This is a genomic window from Desulfoplanes formicivorans (assembly GCF_001748225.1).
GTDB classification, from domain to species: Bacteria; Desulfobacterota; Desulfovibrionia; order Desulfovibrionales; family Desulfomicrobiaceae; genus Desulfoplanes; species Desulfoplanes formicivorans.
In genome coordinates, this window is the sequence record NZ_BDFE01000020.1 from 166,375 (window position 1) to 185,607 (window position 19,233).

A 19,233-nucleotide genomic window follows, 5' to 3' on the forward strand; every position below is an offset into this window, starting at 1 on the left:
AACAAAAACCGTTTTGCGTGGTTTTGAAACCGGTTTGATTCATCTCCCCGGATGCAAGCGGTTGTGAGACCATGAGGATGCATACCTGGTGGCTGCGGCCAGCTCCGGGAAATAACGACATCTGTTTATGGCCCCTGGGCGTATGCACCAAGGGCAGGGAGAAGAGCATGAAACTGGAAAAAAGTCGTCAGGAATTGGATTGGCTCAAGGTTATCAAAGGGAGACAATGCGGTTATCTCAATTGTCGCTCCAGGTTGGGCAAAAGTTCTGTTTCCGGGGAAATAGACCGCATGCTTCGATCCAGAGATGGGGGCCCCAAGGAACAGTCATGACCCGTGTCATGTTTCTGTACTCTCCGAAAAGCCATAATGCATTGCATGAAACAGATAATTTTCAAGGAGCATCTGCAATGAGTTCGATGTTTTCCATTGCGCATCGCACCCGTCACGGTAATGTGCATATCAGCCCCCAAGGGGTTTTTGATGGGAATTGCGCCCGGGAATTGATCCATCTCATTGGTCATCTGTACAAGGGAACCGGACGGATTTTTATTGATACCCACCGGATTGATACCTTGTGCCCTTTGGCATGCCATACCTTCAAAACCAGTATGGATCTGAAGACCATGGGCCCGGGCAGGTTGTATTTCAAAGGGCCCAATGGGTTCAAATTGGCTCCCCATGGAAGTCGGGTCCTTGTGGTTTCCCGGGATGCGAAAAAAAACAAACGTTTCAAAAAGATCAGAACCATGGTGTGCAGGACATGCCCGAAGAACATGGCTGGTGCCATGGAGGAATGATGAGCAGGTTTGATGATCAATGGATCCGTGTGGAGATGCGAGCGGATGTGCTGCAGGATCTCATGGCCAAGAGTCAGGCATGTGCTGCGGATTTTCGCTGCCTGGATGCCAGGAGCAAGGAATCTCTTTGGCGTTTGTGTCTGGATAGTTGCAGGACATGCAGGTGTCCCAAAAGAAACGCAAGGGGCTCATACTCCACCTGCGGGAACACCAGATGCAACATCAAGCATTTTTTAACCAAATGGGGTTCTGCCGAGAACAAGGAGGGGGCTCAGGGTGGTTTTTCGTGGAGCAATACAGACAAATGATTTTTGGCCAGCTCATGGCCGGCAAGGTAGTGCATGATGACAATGAATCTTCAGCCTGCAAACAGGCTTGACTGTCAAAATCTTCAGGACTTCAGGGATTGTCCCGCCATAAATGCCTGTTCAGGCATGGTGCACGATTTTGCCGAGTCCCTTGGGCTGGCTCTGGATGCCCGGGATGAAAATACCCATGACCATTCCAGACAGGTGGCCGAAACGGCCCTACTGCTGGTCAAGGGGCTGGGATTGGACAGATCCAGGGCCGAACTCATCCATGTTGCCGGTCATTTGCATGATATTGGTAAGATGGGATTGCCCGACAGTATTTTGAAAAAGCAAGGGGCCCTCAACGATGAAGAGTGGCGAATCATGAAGACCCATCCGGTCATTGGGGCCCGAATCGTTGCCCCCATTAAGGTATTCCAGGGAAAAAACAGCATTCAGGCCATCATCCTTCACCATCACGAACGGTACGACGGCAAGGGCTATCCCTGTGGCATCCGTGGGGACAAGGTTCCCCTGGGTGCCCGGGTTATTGCCGTGGCCGAGGCACTGTCTGCCATGATCCAGAATCGTCCGTATCGTCAGGGCATGACTTTTGAGGATGCCGCTATAGAAATTTTTAATAATACGGGAAAGCAGCTCTGCCCCATTGTAGTCAATGCCTTTGCCAGAAATATGGAGAAAATACATGATTATTATGCGCCTAAAAATATGACTTGAGATGTATTTATTCCATAAGATGGCTTATTTTATCTATCTGTAATAATGGTATTTTGTAAATGCAAATAATAGGAAGATATATTAAGGAGTGTATCCGAAAAACAGTATTCTATTTTTGTCGGATGCATCATTTATAGATAATGTTACTATCACGTTGATAGTGCTGCCTTACAGGTTACGATATAAGGCGAAACAAGTGAAGGCACGACCAAAATCATATGATACGATATTGGTCGTGCCTTTTTGGTTGCAATATTTTGGATTCTTTAAATAATGTATTTCGAGGCATTGTTGTTCAAAAATTTCAACAAACCATAATTAGCAAAAGGAGAGAAAATCCAATGAAAAAAATGCATGATGTTCGTATGTGTGATGATGTGCGGAATAGTATGCCTGGCACTTGCTTTCGCCGGATGGGTGGATACCAATGACCTGATGCAGGAGATTCAGGCCATCAAGAACCGGATGCAGGAATTGGAGATGAGTAGTCTTCCCTAGGGGATCATTGGGGAAGATATGCATTCAAGTACCCTAGAAAGACACCCGTTGACCGTCATATAGATCCAGGGCATATTCTCCGCTCTGACTTCCTGGAATCGTTGGGTAATTGCGAGTTGACGATTTGTCGTCCTGATGCTGATGAGCATTCCGCATTAACAGAAACAAGGCAACCTTTGTCTTTGCATTATATTTTCAAGAGGTGTGTCTTTTCCATGAGAATATTTTTTTTGAGGCCGATTTGCTTGTCCTTTTGTACAATCTGCTTGGCCCCGCTTTTGAAAATCAGGGAGGACAAGGTATGCCTGTCGGTCCTGGCCTGTCTGTTTTGGGGAATGCCCTGTCCGGTTTCAGCCCATCCTCATGTGTATGTGGACGCCCGGGTGGATGTAATATTTGACGATGCGGGCCTGTCCGGTTTCAGGGTTACCTGGGTTTTTGATGAGATGTTCAGCAACATGATTGCCTTTGATTTTGATACCAACGGCAATGGCCGCTTCGATGCCGGGGAGGTGGAAGGGGTCAGGAAGGGGGCCTTTTCCAATCTTCGGGAATTCGGGTATTTCACCCGCATCCGCATCGGGGGGAAACCCTTTGCCGTGCAATTTGTAAAGGATTTTTCCGCTACCCTTCATGATGGGGTCATGACCTATGCTTTTTTTATTCCCTGTCATGTGCGGGCTGCGGCTACTGTCAAGAAGATTCGGCTCTCCATGTACGATGACACATATTATACGGACATAGCCCTTGCTTCGGACCCGGTGAAGATGGTGGGGGCGGAGCGGTTTGGTGCTGACTGGGAGGTCAAGGAGAACCCGGCCGACGCCTTTTATTACGGTCAGATTTTTCCCGAGGACATTATTATCACCTTCAAGGAACGCCCATGATCAGATTGTTCCTGGCGATTTTCCTTTTTCTGCTACTTGTGGGTGGTGCTGTCCCTGCCGGTGCAGGCAATCCCTTTCAGGGGGGGGAGCAAGGAACGGTTGTACGCCAATCCACAGAGAATTCCCCGGCCGCTGGTTTTTTTGTGCGCATCGCCCAATACCAGCAGGAACTCAGGCAACGACTCGGCGGGTTGATCCGTGAGGCCCGGCAGGGGATCTCCCTGCGTCCTTTGATGCTCATTCTTGTGTTCGCTTTTGCCTATGGGATGGTGCACGCGGCCGGTCCGGGCCATGGCAAGGCCGTGGCCATGACCTATATTCTGTCCCAGAACGCCTCCATCGGCGGAGGCATCCTTTTCGGTGTGTCCATCGCCCTGATTCATGGTTTTTCAGGGGCGATTTGCGTGCTGGGGCTGCACTACATCCTTGAACAAAGTGTCAGCGGGACCCTGGCTTCAGTAACCAGGACAACGCAGCTGGTCAGCTTCGGACTTATTACCCTGCTTGGAGTATGGATCGTATGTTCTCATCTGCGGGAATGCTTCCAACAAGTGGACGGGACCCACGGTAAAGACATGAAAAAGGGGAAGACGCGACTTCTGCCCTGGGCCTTGTCCGTGGGCATGGTTCCCTGTCCCGGGGTGGTCATGGTCATGCTTTTTTGTTTGTCTATGGGGGTATTTTCTTTGGGCCTCATGGCAGCCCTTGCCATTTCCCTGGGCATGGCCGTTACCATTTCACTGGTGGTGATCTGCGTGGTTCTGGGGCGCACTGCGTGTGTAGGCAGCTTTTCGGCTCAGAGAGCCCGGCGGCTGGAACAGATCTTGGGAATGACTTCGGGGCTGGCTGTGGCCGTGTTGGGGTTTGTCTTTTTCCGGGCAGCCATGGTCTGAGGGCTGGGGGAATCCGCCCTTGTGTATAATAAGACCGTGGGATGGAGAGAAAGATGTGCAGGGTGGCGCTGGGCAGGACACAGGGGCCAAAAGGGGCAGGCTTATAGTTCCTTGTTTTTCAACCCCTGGGGCACATATTTTTTAACCACCATGGGCAGGAAAGCAAGAAGCACAAGAAGTCCTATGCCGGCAAGGCATTGGGTAGACCATTTGCCCTGGAGCAGATCAAACAGGGAACTGGACAAAAGGATGTAGGCCACGCATCCGGGCAGCATGCAGATAAATGAGGTGAAAAAATAGGTGGAAAATTTGATCCTGGTGAGCCCGAGGGCATAGCTGAGCAGATTAAAGGGGAAAAGGGGCACAAGGCGGGTAAAAGCCACTATTTTCCATCCGTGCTGTTCTGTCTGCTGTTTGAGTTTCAGAAAACACGGGTTGGTCATTTTTTTTTCCACCCAGTCCGAGGCCACATACCTGGCCACCAGAAAGGCCAGACAGGCACCGGTTGTGGCACCGGTAATGCCGTAGACAACGCCCCATACCGGGCCGAAGATCACGCCGCCGGCAATGATGAACGGCGCTCCAGGCAGAAAAAAAGCCGGAGCAAGGGTGACCAGAAGAATAAAGGCCGCCGGAGCAAGGATTCCGAATTCCCCCACAAGGCGATGGATGTTTTCCTGGGTGGCCAGTCCATCCACCCCGGCTATCCTTGCGCCCACAATGCCTGCAACAATGAACAGCAGCACAAGGAGCCTGGCCGGACTGATTCCTGACCTGGTGCAGGTATTGACCGGAAGTTCCTTTTCCAGGACGTCTTTCCGGTTGGAGCTGGTCAGCCTGGATTTGAGCCAGAGGCGTGCGAGATAGGTAAAGGGAGATACCGTGCTTTTCACCCGGTTGTTCATGGTTTGCTGCGGCTCAAAAAGAAGATCCAGCACATGGCTTGTGTTCATGGATTTTCCCAGAAATTCGCAACACCCGGCACAATAGGTAATCACCTTCCGGTTACCGGCCTCGGCTTTTCTCCTGCTCTGCCAGTTCAAGGCCAATGGGGGGGCAACCGGATACACCGTGCCTCCCTGGCCGCAGCAGATGGTTTTTTCACCGGAGTGGGGCATCTCATGGATTTCAAGGCCGGTTTTTCTAACCAACTGGCGCACGCTGGCGTGGATGTCCTGGTTGCATCGGGTGCCGCAGGGGTCATGGATGGTCACCTGGCCGGTCAACACCCTGTCATCGGGCCAGGTTTCGGCCATGAGATCATAGGCTGAGCGAACGGCCAGTTTCTGTGCATAGGTTGCAAATATGCGGTAACAGTTGGGGCAGGCCGTGATGACTCCCTGGACCCCGTGTTGCTCCAGAAATTGTTCCTGGGATGAAAAATTTGATTGGAAGAAGGCTTTGCGGCCCAGATCGTGGGAGGGTTTGGCGCAGCAGTCCAGAACAATGCCCAGATTGGGCACCCGGGTTTTCAGCCATGCATAGACCTGCAGGGTTCTTTTGGCCCGGGTGCCGGCAAGGGCACATCCGGGCCAAAAGACCTGGGTACAATTCTTGGGTATGGTGTACAGGGAAAAACGTTTGGAGAGTCCTCTTTGTTCGTAGGCCATGATTTGTTTGTGCTCTGCGAACACCTTCTGGTTCTCTTCAAACACCATTTGCCGCATGTGCAGAAATATCCCGGCCGGGTTGAGTCCCTTGGGACAGGTTGCAGCACAAAGGCCACAGAGGCTGCATTGAAAGGCGATCTCTTTGTCAAGAGATCCTTCCAGGACCTGCCGGACAATGTCCCCGGGATTGCCGTATTGTTGCAGAAAGAGGCAATTTTTGACGCAAAGATTGCATCCGGCACAGTCATGGGCAAATGTTTCCATGGATTTTCGGGCAGACAAGAGGGGTCCTATTGGGGCTGATATTCCCCGGTTTCCATCGGCATGTTGGGATCTGCAGCCCACTCGTAAATGGATGCTTCGTAGTTTCTGACGTGCTCAAAGCCAACTGCTCTGAGGATCATGGATGTGAATCCAGATCTGATACCCATAGTTCAGTAGAGGACAAAATCATCTTCCGGGTGGATGCCCACCCCGGCCATGATCTGCTTGATCTCCTGGGCGGATTTGACGCCAGCATCAGGGGTGAGAAGTGCGGTCCATTCCAGCCATTTTGACCCTGCAATATGACCGCCCCTGGCCTCTCCCCTGGAGGTGTCCTCACCGGTATACTCCTTCAGGGATCTGACATCCACAATCTTGAGGGTGTCCAGGTTGTCATAAACATAGGCCTGGTCGGCCTGAAAGGATGTGTCGTAATCCTTGAGCACCAGTCCTGTGGCAGGGACCGGGGTGGTGCGGGTGGTGGAGAGGGGGTAGCCCTTTTGTTTCCACATGGCCAGCCCACCGTATAACAGCCGGGCATTTTCAAAGCCAGCCAGTTTCATCTGCCAGACGGCCCGGCCGCCGCCACCTGGGCCTTTGAAAATATCGGAATAGGCCACCACTGTTTTGGTATTGTCCACGCCCAGGGATTCAAGTTTTGCTTTAAGTTTTTCCTTGGGCAGAATGGTTCCCCATCCCTTGTCGCCGGGTTTTCCGGTACAATCCGACAACCCCTTGAATCCAATGCTGATGGCTCCTGGAATATGTCCCTTGGCATAGCCTCTGGGATGGCTGGCATCCAGAATGACAATATCCTTGGAACCCAGTTTGGCGTAAAGCTCGTCCGGAGTGATAAAAATATCTCCCTGGGTCACAAATTCGGGAATTTCCACCGGGCCCGTTTGGTGGGGGGCATTGGAATCTCCCCATTTGGTTTTGGCCATAAAGGCCAGGAGTGCGGCAATGGCAACTCCTGCAATGAGCATACACGTTTTTTTCTTCAAAATGCCTCCTTTTAACTCTGAGTCTGAATCTTTTCTGTTTTGGGTCGGCTTGTTATTTTTTTCAATAAAATGGTCAAGATGCTCAGGGCGAAGAGTATCAAAAGCCCCATGACAAATTTCTGGGTGCCGCCCACAAGCATTTCCCCTGCATAGGAATAGATCAGCGTGGCCGGAAGCTGTCCCAGTCCGGTGGCCCAGAAAAAGGGCCAGAAGCTCATGGACGTGAGACCTGCGGCATAGCTGACAATATCAAAGGAGATAAAGGGCAGCAGGCGGGCAATGAGGATGGTGTACTGCCCATATTGTTTGAAAAAATCATCAATGCCCTCCAGGGCCAGCTTGGAGGTCATCCGTTCGACAAATCCTCTGCCAAGCCATTTGGCCAGGAAAAAGCAGAGGGCTGCACCGGCCATGGCGCTGGACCAGGAGAGGATGGCTCCCTTGATCCATCCGAACAGTGCCGCATTGGCAAAAGTAATCAAAAAGGCGGGCAAAGGGGCGATAACTGACTGGAAAAGCATGAGGCAAAAGGAGATCACAGGTGCCCAGATGCCGAAAGAAACAATGTAGCCCTTTATATAGGCCACATCGTACATGCCAAAGAGGAAAAACAGCTGTTCAATGGTATCCCGAACGGGTTTGATGAGAAAACAGGCAAGAATGACAACCACAAGGCCACAAAGGGCTATGCGCATTTTTTTCAACAAAAGACTCCTTTTACAATTGGTTGCAAATTGTAGTCGTCTATTGAGGTTACAGGTTTTTTGTCCAGTTGATAATTTCCATTGAAAACGCAGAAACGTATCGAGAATGTCGATAGCATGGGGTCGGTCCTGAACCGGTTTGTCCCGACTGCACCTGCCTTGCCGCCAGACGAGGAAAAAGGGGTCTGCAAATGGGCTTGCTTCAGTGAGTTGCGAAACATATCGGTTTCCCATGTGATTACAAATTTGTGTCAAACAAGACGGCTGTACCAGATATACGGGGTTGGCTGGTCCGTTGATTTTACAATTTGGTGTAAAGTGTCCGGATGTTAAGTGTCTGTTGGTAGGAAAGCCAGTTTCAAAATTTTGAAGGGAAGGATGAATCGGTCTTTGGCTTGCGTTTTGCCTGTTGTTTTATTACGTTATAACCTTTTCGCCCATTCTTCCGGCCCTTGGAGTCATGCATCTGGACAACATGATGATTTTCAAGGATAAAATCATCCTGGTTGCTGCAATGTACGGAATTGTGAAAGACATTGGGGAGGCGTTTCTCCCCGTGCAGGGCAGGGTCCATCTGTTCCGGCCAACAGGGACCATCTTTTGACCGGCCATGACGCATATCGCCGGGCTTCACGGGCTTGTGCTCGGGGTGTGCTCCATGGGGAGAGATGACCACTGGTTTGCCTCCCTGTCTTGCACAATCCGGGCGCAACCAGAGCTGATAACAATGGTTTTCGGATGAATAGCCCGTGTGAAAGGTGATTGGCCGTGTCCCATGGTTGGGTCGGAATGGTTGTTGCTTTGGTTCGTGGCTTGGCAGATCGTTTTTTCTCACCATGTTACCCCTCTCCCAAGGAGACGATAATGAAAAAAATGCTCACCGCCGTTATGGCCGTTTGTTTGCTGGCTCTGCTTGCCGGACCGGCCTGGAGTGACGTGGAGCTCAAGGTGGCCCACGCAACCTGGGTTGGCTACGGCCCCCTGTATATTGCCAAGGAAAAGGGATTTTTTGCCCAACAGGGGCTGGACGTCCACCTGTTGATTATCGAGGACGAATCCCAGTACGCAGCAGCCATGGCCTCGGGAAATATCGACGGCCTGGGCAATGTTCTGGATCGGGAGATCATCCACTTTGCCAAGGGGACCCCGGAAGTGGTCCTCTTTGCCATGGATGAGAGCACGGGAGGCGACGGCATTGTGGCTTCCCAAGAGATCAAAAGCCTGGAAGACCTCAAGGGAAAGAGCGTGGGGCTGGACAAGTCGTCCACATCGTACTTCTTCTTTTTGACCGCCTTGCAGAAGGCCGGGGTTCCTGAGGACAGTGTGACCATTCATGAAATGGGTGCCAGTGACGCAGGAGCCGCCTTTGTTGCCGGACGTCTGGATGCCGCAGTGACATGGGAGCCCTGGCTGGCCAATGCAGGACAGCGTGAGGGCGGTCACGTTCTCGTCTCCAGCAGAGATCTTCCCAGCACCATTCTGGACGTCTTTGTCCTGAGAAAGGACGTGCTGGACGCCCATCCCGAAGTGGGCCTCAAGCTGACCACCGCCTGGAACAAGGCTGTTGCCTGGTATGAGGAGCACCCCCAGGAGGGGATCGCCATCATGGCCAAGGCCATGGGCGTGAGCAGCGAGGAAATGGCTGACATGGCCTCGGGCGTAACCTTTTTCAATGCCGCGAAAAACAGAACGTTTTTTGATAAAACCAGTGAGAACAACATCTACGAGGTAGCAGCCAGGGCTGGAAAATTCTGGCAGGAGAAGAAAATCATCACCAGTCCTGTGGCCATTGATGAGCTGATCACCTCGCAATTTGTCAATCAGGCTGCGCAGTAATGGCTCGGTCCATGGTTCATGTGGTGCGATGGGTCACAGGGCCCGTCGCCCTTTCTCTTCTTTCTTTCGGGATGATCCTTGCCCTATGGGCGGGTCTCTCCTGGACGGGCATGGTCAAACCCCTTTTTCTACCCCGGCCCGAAGCCGTGCTTTCGGCCTTTGTTGCCATGCACCGGGAGGGCATTCTGTGGTCGTACACGTGGGCATCCACCTACAGGGTCATGGTGGGCTGGTCCCTGGCGGTTGTGGCGGCCCTTCCCCTGGGGGTGCTCATTGCCTCCTCCAAACGGGCCGCAGGTTTTTTGTCCCCCCTGTTCGAGTTCTCCAGATACCTTCCTGTTGTCGCCCTGGTTCCCCTCACCCTGCTTTACTTTGGTATCGGGGATGGTCAGAAGTTCATGGTCATCTTTCTGGGTACTTTTTTTCAACTCGTCCTCATGGTGGCGGACTCCGTGGCCAATGTTCCCAGGGATCTCATCAGGGCATCGGCTACCCTGGGAGCGAACACCTGGCAGACGTACAGGCTGGTTCTCCTTCCGGGGGCTCTTCCCGGCATCATGGATGATCTGCGCATCACCATCGGCTGGGCATGGACCTACCTTGTGGTGGCTGAACTCATCGCGGCCAACTCAGGACTCGGGTACATGATCCTGCGGGCCCAGAGGTTTCTGGCCATTGACCGGATATTTGCCGGGCTCATCATCATTGGCCTGCTGGGGTTGGGCACCGACTATCTGTTCAAATGGCTTACCCGGGTGAGCGTTCCATGGTCTGAAAAAACGGCAGGGAGATAAGGATGCTCGAGATTGTCAATCTGACCAAGACCTATGGGACAGGGGAGAATACGGTCACAGCCGTGGACAAGGTGAACATGCACGTGGCCAAGGGCGAGCTGGCTGTGGTGGTTGGTCCCAGCGGGTGCGGCAAATCGACCCTGCTCAATATTGTTGCCGGACTTGAGCCGCGCACATCCGGTGAGGCCCGGATCATGGGCAGGGATATCCAGGGACCAGGAGCCGACCGGGGCATGGTGTTTCAGTCTTACACGCTGTTTCCCTGGCTCACTGTGCAGCAGAATGTGGAGTTCGGCCTGCGCATCAAAAAAATGCCTGCTGCACAACGGGCGGAAATCGCCCGCCATTATGTGAAGCTGGTTGGTCTTGAAGGCAGGGAAAAGGCTCTTCCCAAAGAACTCTCGGGCGGGATGAAGCAGCGGGTGGCCATTGCCCGTGTTCTTGCCAACAAGCCCGAGATGCTGCTCATGGACGAACCCTTTGGAGCCCTGGACGCCCAGACGCGATTACTTTGTCAGGACCTCCTGCTGGACGTCTGGCGTGACGAGCGGCCCACTATCCTCTTTATCACCCACGACATTGACGAGGCCATCCTTCTGGCGGACACGGTATCCATCATGTCCCGCAGACCCGGAAGGATCATCGAGAAGATTCCCATTCCCATTGAGAGACCGCGCAACCACAGAACCATGCTTGAAAAGGAATTCACGGACATGAAAAAAACCATCATGGAAACCCTGTGGCATGAAATCGGATGACCTGAAACCGGCAGGATCATCAGATCGTATCTGACGGATGCCCGTGGGATCGCCTGGCACGCCAACCGGGTCTGCTGGTTGCCATCGTCCTTGTCGTCCGGTGCGATGGCTGGGACATGTCCCAGGTTAACGCAGGTCAGCCGGGCGCGGATTATAGCCGTGATGCGGGATGATTGGCATACGGATGGGATTATTGCTGTTTTGTGGAGAGCTCCCTGTTTTGGGCGTCCATGGCCGCAATAATTGCCTGTTCCTCGTTGAAAATGGTGGTGTACAGGATATAATATTTGTTGATGTTGCTCACGTAACGGACGGTCTCCCGCCCAATGGTCTTGAGCACGGCCAGTTCCACGTTGCGAAACCAGCGGTTGGGATCAAGGCCCATGCGCTTTGCCTCCTGGCGGGCCTTGCGGATGTTGCCCGGCCCGGCATTGTAGGCGGCCAGGGCAAACCGGATCTGGTCCCTGGGACGGATGGACGGGTCATCAAAGTATTGGGTGCGCAAAAAGTGCAGGTACTTGACCCCGGCGTGAACATTGTTGTCCAGTTTGCGGACATTTTTGATGTTGATGTTCTTGTCGGCTGCCGTGGACGGGCGGATCTGCAAAAGACCCACTGCCCCGGCATGACTGGTCTTGGTGTTGTCCAGCCCTGATTCCTGAAAGGCCATGGCCAGGATGAGCAGCCAGTCGAATCCGTATTTGTCAGCGTATTTCTGGATGACCTTTTTATATTTCTTGAGTTTGTCCCAGTTGGCCAGTTCCCTGGGGTTCTTGAGTCCCTTGGAAGGCGCATAATACCGTTCAAAGTAGATGTTTCCCAGGCGGGTGCCCTGTTTGTGGGACTGGAGAAAGGTATTCAGGCTGGCCAGAAGTTGCGGGCTGTTTTTGCGCACCATCCAGGCGATCTGGCCCCCGGTTCTGACGGCCAGATCGTTCACCACAATGTTGGGCAATGCTTTGGACCAGGCCTGGGCGATGTGTTCGTCGGCCACGGTGACAGGAATGGCCCCGGCATTGACCATTTCAAGAATGCTCTCGGTTTCAATGTGCTCGTCCATGGCCTTGATACGCACCGGGGCGAGATCCTTTTCTTCCAGCATCTGATTCAGCCGAATCAGACTTTCATGATAACTGCTGCTTTGGCGCACATAAATTGTCTGTCCGGCCAGATCCTCAAGGGTTTGAGGCGTTAATCCTTGTTTGTGGGTGACAATGACCTCTCGTACATCGGTCAGGTAGGGGATGGTGAAGTCCACCCGTTTGGCCCGCTTGGGCGTGATGGTCAGTCCGGCAGCTGCAATGTCTCCATATCCCTGTTCCAGCTTGGGTATGAGCTCGTCCCGTTCAACCGGAATGTACTCGAGAACGATCCGCAATCCCTTGGATTTGTAGCGGCTGTTCAGGAATTGCTGATACTTGTTGAGCAGGGCGTATTCAAAGCCCACCAGATGACCCTGATCCAGAAAGAAATTGGTCCGGTTTATGGTTGTCAGCACCCGGATGTACTTGCGTTTCAAAAGTCCGGGAAGATCGTCGGTGTAGGATTGGGCAAGATGGGCGGCCAGGGGGTGGAGAGGGGCTGTCTCCGTGTCCTGGGAAGACTGCTTGTCAGGAGAAAGTGCCTGTCTCACAAGGAAAATGGCCACGACAACCAGGAGGATACACACCAGCAGGCAGATGAGCCTGGATGTAAAACGTTTCGGGATCATGGTCATCTGGAAAAAGTCGATATCTGGTTGATAGGAGTATGCTGGATAGCCGAAGAAAGACCATTTTCGTAGCCGAGGTAGCTAGCAGATGCAATACATGTGAGGCGGGTATTCCTTGGTGTCAGGGGATGTATTCACAAAGGGAAGGGCCAATTACCTGTTTGGGAAGCATGCAACAGGCGTGGCTTGCAGGATTCGGTGTTGTGTCCCCACCGTGGATTGGTGAGCGGGCAGAGGCGATGGGTATTATGTGTAGTAGTTCAGACTTGATCAGCATCCGGAAAATTTCTCCGGCATCCCCGGCATTCCGTCCCTAATCCTTACCCAGTATTTTTTTGAGATCTTTAAGTAGCAAAAAAAGATGATATGGATCTGTCGGGCTAGGCTCAAAGTCCCAAGAGGCATACCACTTCCGTGCCGATTCATCCTTGGCATGTACCAACAAGGCTCGAATCCCAGCGATATCGGCAGCCTGAACTGTGCGTAACAACGCATCTTTCAGCAAAGCCCGTCCAAGTCCCAATCTTTGGTGATCAGTATCCACTGCCAAACGAGCCAAAATCATTACCGGAACAGGATGACGAGCTAGGCCTTTCAAAACTCGAGGCGGTGCGACTTCATGAACAACGCTTCCAACAGCCAAGCTATAATATCCAACCACAACATTTTCACGACAGCACACATAAGTTTGAGCACTGTTTGCCTTCTGGTTTACCAGTGCATGCCGTTGTAAAAACAGATTAAGTGCTGTCTGACCGCAATCAAAACCATTAACATTATCCGAGGCCGAGAGCTTCCGTACCGGTTCGTATGCGATTGTCATTCAAGCAGTCCTGGTGTGGTGAGCAGGTCTTTAAGACGCGGTTTGTCTTGAACAGGACGATCCAATGCCTGCTCAAATGCTGCCCACTGCTTGTCATCCAAGACAAAAAGTCTTCGATCGGCAAGAGTCTGATTAGCTGCAGTGATTCCGGCATCCAACAAAAATTCACTGACATTTTTATGACTGACTCGAGCGGCCTCTTGCAAGAGCAACTTAACGGCACTGCTCGTCCGGACATCAATTCTCTCATTCTTCGTAGGTCTTAGCGCAGGCATACTCGCCTCCTCTTTTTGTATGTACCCTCGTTATATAGTGTCCGGATAATGTCCTGACAAGTCTTTTTTGGCTCATCCGGTAAAAGCGTATTTTTGGTCCTGCTATAGACTTGAGAAGTCGGAGTTAAGTCACCTTGCGTTCAAAATGGGCCACAGATGGTCCACAAAACAAAAGATCGCAAAAAAGGACTTGGAGAGATTCATTGAGAATCTTCTCCAAGTCCTTTTTACCTGCTGGTACCCGGGACGGGAGTTGAACCCGTACAGCCTTGCGACCGAGGGATTTTAAGTCCCTTGCGTCTACCAATTCCGCCACCCGGGCATGAGGTGCTGTTCATAGCCGGGTTGGAATCAAGCGTCAATGAGCACGGTTCATGAGACCTGAAAAAAAGGGGCAGCAGGCAACCGGACCCCATCGCGGCCATTTTCTTTGTCGGGGTATTTTGTTAGGCCCATGGCCGATTCAAAACATTTGGTGGTTTTTGCCTGCAATGGAATAAACAAGGAACAGGTTATGAGTATGTTGCGCAGTGAGATTTTGGCTTTGGATGCAAGGGCCTTGCTGGACATGGTGGCGGAGAAGTTCGGTGTCAGGCTGGCGGGTCTTGAAGATGTCGGCAATCTGGGCGAGGCATGGAAGATTGTGGAAAAGCTTGATCACATGGGTTGGGCCGTGGATATCCGGAACATGAAGGGCCGCAAGACAGTGGACGCCCTGGGGTTTCAGGATGGCGGACCGGTGACGGTGTTTGCCCGGTATGGAGAAGATCCTGATTTTTCCAGTGTGTGTGAAGGGATTTGCAAGACCGGATTGATCATTCTGGAGGAGACCAAGACATCGGCCATGCAGTAGAAAAGGGTTGTGCATGCATCAAGGGGCCGATTCACGTGGGTGAACCGGCCCCTTGATGCATGGTGACGTATCGGCCTTTATTCAGCTCAGGCCGAGATAGGTGAGCAGATCCCCCACAAAGGAATGGGGGACGTACACTCCCGTGTATCGGCCCAGTATCTCCCAGAGGGTGGCAACACTTCCCACCAGGAAGGTCCAGGCAAACAGGCCGCTTGCCAGGATCATTCCCTTGAAACGCAGGGGCGTGGCGGTTTTCATGATCACCACCCAGATGATGATGCACACAATCAGGCTCAGTTCCCGAAGGGCCAGGGCAGCCCACAGAGAGGTCATGTCCGGAGTTTGGATGGCCGGGGCAACCAGGGCCGCTATCCAGGCACAGGTGGCGAGGTCGGCCACCACGGGAAACAGGGCCCATTTGGCACATACGGGCAGAGCGAATTTGTAGTAATCCCGTCCGAAATCGTCACGGTAGCGCCTGATGAGCAGATACAGGGATCCGAGCACGGCCGTCAGGGTGATGGCCATGAACGCCCATTGCACACCAATGGGCCAGAACAGGGAATGGGCCGGGGGAATGGCTGGAAGGATCTGGCCGGAGGTGGTCACAAACAGGTTCCTGACCATCAGGGCCGGAACCCAGAACAGGGGCTTGATGAGCACAAAGCCCACAAGGCCCATGATGATGTGGATGGGTTTTTTGTCTTTTTTGAGTTGTTTCCAGGTGGTGAAATAGGCGATGAGCAAACCCGTTCCCACAAGACCGAGTCCCAGGGTGGACAGGAGAAACCGGGCCAGGGGGTTCGTGAGAGCCAGGCTTTCAGGATGGGTGTGCCAGAGAACTGCTCCTCCTGCCACACATCCGAGCCATATTCCCGTGTGGATCAGGACGCCAAGACGGGCCATTTGCTGGGCCAGTTTGTCCAGGAAAATCCGTTTGGTCATTCTGCCTGCCATTTCGCAGACAAGAGCGATAAAGGGGCATCCCCAGAATCCTGCAAACAGCAGCAGGAGCATAGCAGCAAGGGCGGCCTGGGAAAACAGGAGATGATGGGCAATCATGAAAAAAGCTCCTCAAAACAGAAAGATATATGCAAGGGAAAAAGTGCGGAAGCACGCATGCGCTCTTCTTCCCCCGTGGTCAAAGGGGGACGTGACCGGCACGTCACGGATGGTGTTCGTTGCGTCTAGTGCCTGAAAATGAGGGTTTTATCAAGGATGGGGCCTGGGCGATTCCTTGAAAGTTTGGTCGTATTGGCATAGGAAAATCTGAACTTTCAATAAGTGGAGATGACGTATGCGAGGATTGTGTCAAACGGCAATGGCATTGGTCATGGTGACCCTCTTGTGGGGGTGTACCGGCATGCAGGATCGATCACGTTCCACCCTGCTGGAACAACGACTCCAGCAGATTGAATCCAGACAGGAGGAGTCCCGCACAATGAGCGAGCAACTCCGGCAGGACAATGCCCTTCTGGCCGAACGCGTGGATACGCTGAGTCTGGAAGTGGTTGACCTGTCCATGGAGCTTCAGCGGTTGCAGGCAGCCACGGCCCATGGCCGATCTCTAGGGCCGGAACCTTCTGCCAAGCCAGCGTCTTTGCCTGTCCCCAAGGAGGCTCCCGATATCAAGAAGCGTGCGGAAAAATCTGCGCCCATCACGCCGGCAGACAAGGTGGCCGCCGATGAAACGTATCAGAAAGGCCTTGGTCTTGTGCGGGGCGGCAAACCGGTTCAGGGCCGGCATATCCTTGTTGGTTTTATCCGGAAGTATCCCCACCATGCCCTTGTTCCCAATGCCCATTACTGGATCGGCGAATCCTATGTTGATCAAAAAATCTACAGTGATGCCATCCTGGCCTTTAAACAGGTGCCCGAGCATTTTCCCCAACACCCCAAGGCCCCGGATGCCCTTTTGAAGATTGCCAGCTGTTACCAGTTTCTGGGAGACAAGCCCAACGCTTCGTTTTACCTGGGCATCCTGGTTAAAAAATATCCGGATGCTCCAGCCACCAAGCTTGCCAGAGAGCGGTTTGCCGATCTTTTGTAGGCGGGTGTTCCATGACGACCACCAACCGTTGGCCCTTGTCCCTTTCGGATGATGCTGCCCGGGTGCATGCGGAATACAGATCCTGTCTGGCCATCCGTCACACCAGGGGAATCGGGCCCCGTACCTGGAAGGGGCTGCTGGATCACTATGGTTCGGCTTGTGCCGCGGTGGAGCATGTCCAGGCATGGAAGGACGAGGGTTTGGCAACCCTTGCCCAGATGCAGGCCTTTGAACGGGAAACCTGGAAGAACGAAGCTGCCTGCGAGGAAACCCAGGTCTGCCAGGCGGGCATGTCCTATGTGCTCTACACTCAGGGCGCCTATCCCGAGCGTCTGCGGGAGATTCCTGATCCGCCCATCCTGCTCTATACCCTTGGTGATATTGCGGTACTTGGCCGTCCCTGTCTGGCTGTTGTTGGCTCACGCCAATGCACGTCCTATGCCCGGCGTATGGCCGCCCGGTTGTGTTCGGATATTGCCCGGGCCGGCCTGACCCTTGTTTCCGGTTTTGCCCAAGGCGTGGATCGCATTGCCCATGAAACCGGTTGCCGGGAACACGGCTCGACCATTGCTGTTCTGGGAACAGGGCTGGACATTGTCTATCCTGCCTCCAACCGCGATATCTGGGAGCCGGTGGCTTCTTCCGGGCTCATTGTTTCGGAGTTCCCACCTAAGACGTTGCCCGAGGCAAAACATTTTCCCTACCGCAATCGGATTATCAGCGGCCTTTCCCTGGGCGTGCTTGTTGTGCAGGCAGCAGCCAAAAGCGGGAGCCTGATAACGGCCCGTTGTGCCATGGAGCAGAATCGTGAAGTCTTTGCTGTTCCCGGGCCTGTTGGAAGCGGGTATGAGGGATGTCATGAACTCATCCAGAGTGGCGCCAAACTGGTGCAGGAGTATGATGATATTCTCGAAGAACTGGCCCCCCTTCTTCAGGGGATTGGACAGGATCCCCGTCCTGCTCCCTCAAGGGAGGAGCCCTGGGAGTCCGCATGGCCGGACGCTTCCCTGGATGAGCAACAACGACAGGTTGTTTGTTGTTTGAAAAAACACGGAAAACTGCATATCGATGCCTTGACGCAGCTGCTTGGATGGGAGAGCAACAAGGTAAGCCAGACCCTGGTCATGCTTGAGGTTCTTGGACGACTTGAACAACATCCCGGCAAGCTCTATTCCCTGTTGCCATGATCCCGGGAAGTCATGGCAACAGCAACACCTTTCATATTCACGATTGACGAGCGGATTGAACGCCATGCAAAAAATACCCTTGCCCTTGGCTGAACCGGACATGGTTCTTGAAAAGCCTGTTACGCGGGAAAACGGCATGATCCTGGTGGGACAGGGAACCGTGCTCACCGAATCCCTTATTGCCCGATTGAAGAACATGGGCATTGCTTCCGTTGTGGTGCAGGGACACCCCCTGGATCTTGATACCGGTGGAGGGGGAACCTCCATGGGCCGACGGGGGGAACGTCTGGAACATCTGTTCCGACATGTTGACCAGGATCCGTTCATGCATGGCATCCGGTTGTTTTTGAACGATTATTTTACCCGCAAAGGGGCTTTGGAAGGTATGGCTCCCCAGGCAGACGACGGCAGGGAGGGGTGATGGAAGATCTGCGAACCGAGTACAAGGGGAAGCTTCTTGCGGTCAAGGATCTGCCCACCCTGCCGACTGTTCTGGCCAAGGTTTCCAAGCTTGTGGAAGATCCCAATTCGTCCACCGAGCAGATCGCCCGGCTCATTTCCATGGATCAGGTCCTTTCGGCCAAGGTGCTCAAGATGGTCAACTCCCCCATCTATGGATTCCCGGGACGTATCGGCACCATTCAGCATGCCCTGGTGCTTCTGGGGTTCAACGTCATCAAGGGAATCATCATCAGCACCTCGGTTTTCGACATGATGGAAGAAAGCATGAAGGGGCTGTGGGACCACAGCATGGGGTGCGCTCTGGCCTGTTCTGCCGTGGCCAGACATGTGGGATTCAAGGACCCCGAGGAATATGCCGTTGCCGGATTGCTGCATGATATCGGCAAGGTGCTGGCCGTGGTGCAGCTGCCCGAATGCAAGGACGAAATTGTCAATGCCGTCAGGGAGAACGATCTGAGCTATATCCAGGCCGAAAACAAGGTTCTGGGTTTCGGCCATGATCGGATCAATCTCTGGATGGCCGGGCACTGGAATCTTCCCCTGAGGCTCAAGGAAGGGCTGGCCTATCACCACAAACCGTCATTGGCCAAGCATTATCCCGATGTTGCCCAGGTGGTCCATGTGGGCGATTTTCTGACCCGGGTGTTTGAAATCGGTTCCGGAGGGGATGATCAGGTAAGTCTGCTTGACCGGGAGGTTCTGCTCAAGCTCGGGATCGATTTTCCCCTGCTGGAGAAGATTCTTGATGCGTTGGTGGAGGAGTTTGAGGAACTGGCTGTTTTCTGATCCTTCATCTG

General features: G+C 53.2%; 20 protein-coding genes and 1 tRNA gene. 13 read left to right on the plus strand and 8 right to left on the minus strand.

The window, feature by feature from the left end; genetic code table 11:
- Positions 1-167 precede the first annotated feature (167 nt).
- The 5 genes from DPF_RS14160 (at position 168) to DPF_RS12290 (ending at position 4,105) form a co-directional block, all read left to right on the plus strand.
- Positions 168-332 carry a hypothetical protein gene (locus DPF_RS14160; RefSeq protein WP_176724262.1) on the plus strand — a complete coding sequence of 55 codons (165 nt, stop codon included), beginning with the start codon at positions 168-170 and terminating at the stop codon, positions 330-332.
- Positions 333-409: 77 nt separating this feature from the next.
- A complete protein-coding gene (locus DPF_RS12270; RefSeq protein WP_141721129.1) occupies positions 410-799 on the plus strand; it encodes a hypothetical protein in 390 nt (129 codons plus the stop codon).
- A 341-nt stretch (positions 800-1,140) separates the two neighbouring features.
- On the plus strand, positions 1,141-1,827 hold the full coding sequence (locus tag DPF_RS12280) for an HD-GYP domain-containing protein (protein ID WP_083254703.1): 687 nt from the start codon (positions 1,141-1,143) through the stop codon (positions 1,825-1,827).
- A gap of 743 nt (positions 1,828-2,570) precedes the next feature.
- Complete coding sequence (locus DPF_RS12285; protein WP_176724263.1) at positions 2,571-3,212, plus strand: DUF1007 family protein; 642 nt, start codon at positions 2,571-2,573, stop codon at positions 3,210-3,212.
- On the plus strand, positions 3,209-4,105 hold the full coding sequence (locus tag DPF_RS12290) for a nickel/cobalt transporter (RefSeq protein WP_069859971.1): 897 nt from the start codon (positions 3,209-3,211) through the stop codon (positions 4,103-4,105). Before DPF_RS12285 ends, DPF_RS12290 begins: the two co-directional genes overlap by 4 nt.
- Positions 4,106-4,206: 101 nt before the next feature.
- Here the strand turns inward: DPF_RS12290 and DPF_RS12295 are convergent, their stop codons facing one another.
- The 3 genes from DPF_RS12295 to DPF_RS12305 form a co-directional block, all read right to left on the minus strand.
- On the minus strand, positions 4,207-5,979 hold the full coding sequence (locus DPF_RS12295) for a VTT domain-containing protein (RefSeq protein WP_141721130.1): 1,773 nt from the start codon (positions 5,977-5,979) through the stop codon (positions 4,207-4,209).
- A gap of 170 nt (positions 5,980-6,149) precedes the next feature.
- Positions 6,150-6,983 (minus strand): sulfurtransferase, encoded by an 834-nt coding sequence (locus DPF_RS12300; RefSeq protein WP_069859973.1) that lies wholly within the window; start codon positions 6,981-6,983, stop codon positions 6,150-6,152.
- An 11-nt stretch (positions 6,984-6,994) separates the two neighbouring features.
- On the minus strand, positions 6,995-7,678 hold the full coding sequence (locus DPF_RS12305; RefSeq protein ID WP_083254731.1) for a TVP38/TMEM64 family protein: 684 nt from the start codon (positions 7,676-7,678) through the stop codon (positions 6,995-6,997).
- An 873-nt stretch (positions 7,679-8,551) separates the two neighbouring features.
- On the opposite strand from DPF_RS12305, the gene DPF_RS12315 reads away from it, so the two are divergent.
- The 3 genes from DPF_RS12315 (at position 8,552) to DPF_RS12325 (ending at position 11,075) form a co-directional block, all read left to right on the plus strand.
- Positions 8,552-9,523, plus strand: coding sequence for an ABC transporter substrate-binding protein (locus DPF_RS12315; protein WP_069859976.1), 972 nt, complete (start codon positions 8,552-8,554; stop codon positions 9,521-9,523).
- 110 nt (positions 9,524-9,633) lie between these two features.
- A complete protein-coding gene (locus DPF_RS12320) occupies positions 9,634-10,317 on the plus strand; it encodes an ABC transporter permease (protein WP_231702181.1) in 684 nt (227 codons plus the stop codon).
- Between the two features lie 2 nt (positions 10,318-10,319).
- A complete protein-coding gene (locus tag DPF_RS12325; protein ID WP_069859978.1) occupies positions 10,320-11,075 on the plus strand; it encodes an ABC transporter ATP-binding protein in 756 nt (251 codons plus the stop codon).
- 190 nt (positions 11,076-11,265) lie between these two features.
- On the opposite strand, the gene DPF_RS12330 is transcribed toward DPF_RS12325, so the two are convergent.
- The 4 genes from DPF_RS12330 to DPF_RS12345 form a co-directional block, all read right to left on the minus strand.
- Positions 11,266-12,786: an MltF family protein gene (locus DPF_RS12330; RefSeq protein WP_083254733.1), complete on the minus strand. Its 1,521-nt coding sequence runs from the start codon at positions 12,784-12,786 to the stop codon at positions 11,266-11,268.
- Positions 12,787-13,099: 313 nt separating this feature from the next.
- Positions 13,100-13,609: a GNAT family N-acetyltransferase gene (locus DPF_RS12335; protein ID WP_069859980.1), complete on the minus strand. Its 510-nt coding sequence runs from the start codon at positions 13,607-13,609 to the stop codon at positions 13,100-13,102.
- Positions 13,606-13,884: a type II toxin-antitoxin system TacA family antitoxin gene (locus DPF_RS12340; RefSeq protein ID WP_069859981.1), complete on the minus strand. Its 279-nt coding sequence runs from the start codon at positions 13,882-13,884 to the stop codon at positions 13,606-13,608. Before DPF_RS12340 ends, DPF_RS12335 begins: the two co-directional genes overlap by 4 nt.
- Before the next feature lie 235 nt (positions 13,885-14,119).
- Positions 14,120-14,206 (minus strand) — tRNA-Leu (locus DPF_RS12345).
- A gap of 192 nt (positions 14,207-14,398) precedes the next feature.
- Between DPF_RS12345 and DPF_RS12350 the strand changes: the two genes are divergently transcribed.
- Positions 14,399-14,737, plus strand: coding sequence for a hypothetical protein (locus DPF_RS12350; RefSeq protein WP_141721131.1), 339 nt, complete (start codon positions 14,399-14,401; stop codon positions 14,735-14,737).
- 81 nt (positions 14,738-14,818) lie between these two features.
- Here DPF_RS12350 and DPF_RS12355 read toward each other — a convergent pair whose 3' ends face one another.
- Positions 14,819-15,799, minus strand: a complete 981-nt coding sequence (locus tag DPF_RS12355; protein WP_069859982.1) for a hypothetical protein — start codon at positions 15,797-15,799, stop codon at positions 14,819-14,821.
- A 235-nt stretch (positions 15,800-16,034) separates the two neighbouring features.
- Between DPF_RS12355 and ybgF the strand changes: the two genes are divergently transcribed.
- The 4 genes from ybgF to DPF_RS12375 all read left to right on the plus strand — a co-directional run bounded on the left by ybgF (position 16,035) and on the right by DPF_RS12375 (position 19,222).
- Positions 16,035-16,787: a tol-pal system protein YbgF gene (gene ybgF / locus DPF_RS12360; RefSeq protein ID WP_083254706.1), complete on the plus strand. Its 753-nt coding sequence runs from the start codon at positions 16,035-16,037 to the stop codon at positions 16,785-16,787.
- 11 nt (positions 16,788-16,798) lie between these two features.
- Positions 16,799-17,974, plus strand: coding sequence for a DNA-processing protein DprA (gene dprA, locus DPF_RS12365; RefSeq protein WP_069859984.1), 1,176 nt, complete (start codon positions 16,799-16,801; stop codon positions 17,972-17,974).
- 64 nt (positions 17,975-18,038) lie between these two features.
- Positions 18,039-18,395: a hypothetical protein gene (locus tag DPF_RS12370; protein ID WP_069859985.1), complete on the plus strand. Its 357-nt coding sequence runs from the start codon at positions 18,039-18,041 to the stop codon at positions 18,393-18,395.
- Positions 18,392-19,222 carry an HDOD domain-containing protein gene (locus DPF_RS12375; RefSeq protein WP_069859986.1) on the plus strand — a complete coding sequence of 277 codons (831 nt, stop codon included), beginning with the start codon at positions 18,392-18,394 and terminating at the stop codon, positions 19,220-19,222. Before DPF_RS12370 ends, DPF_RS12375 begins: the two co-directional genes overlap by 4 nt.
- Positions 19,223-19,233 lie beyond the last annotated feature (11 nt).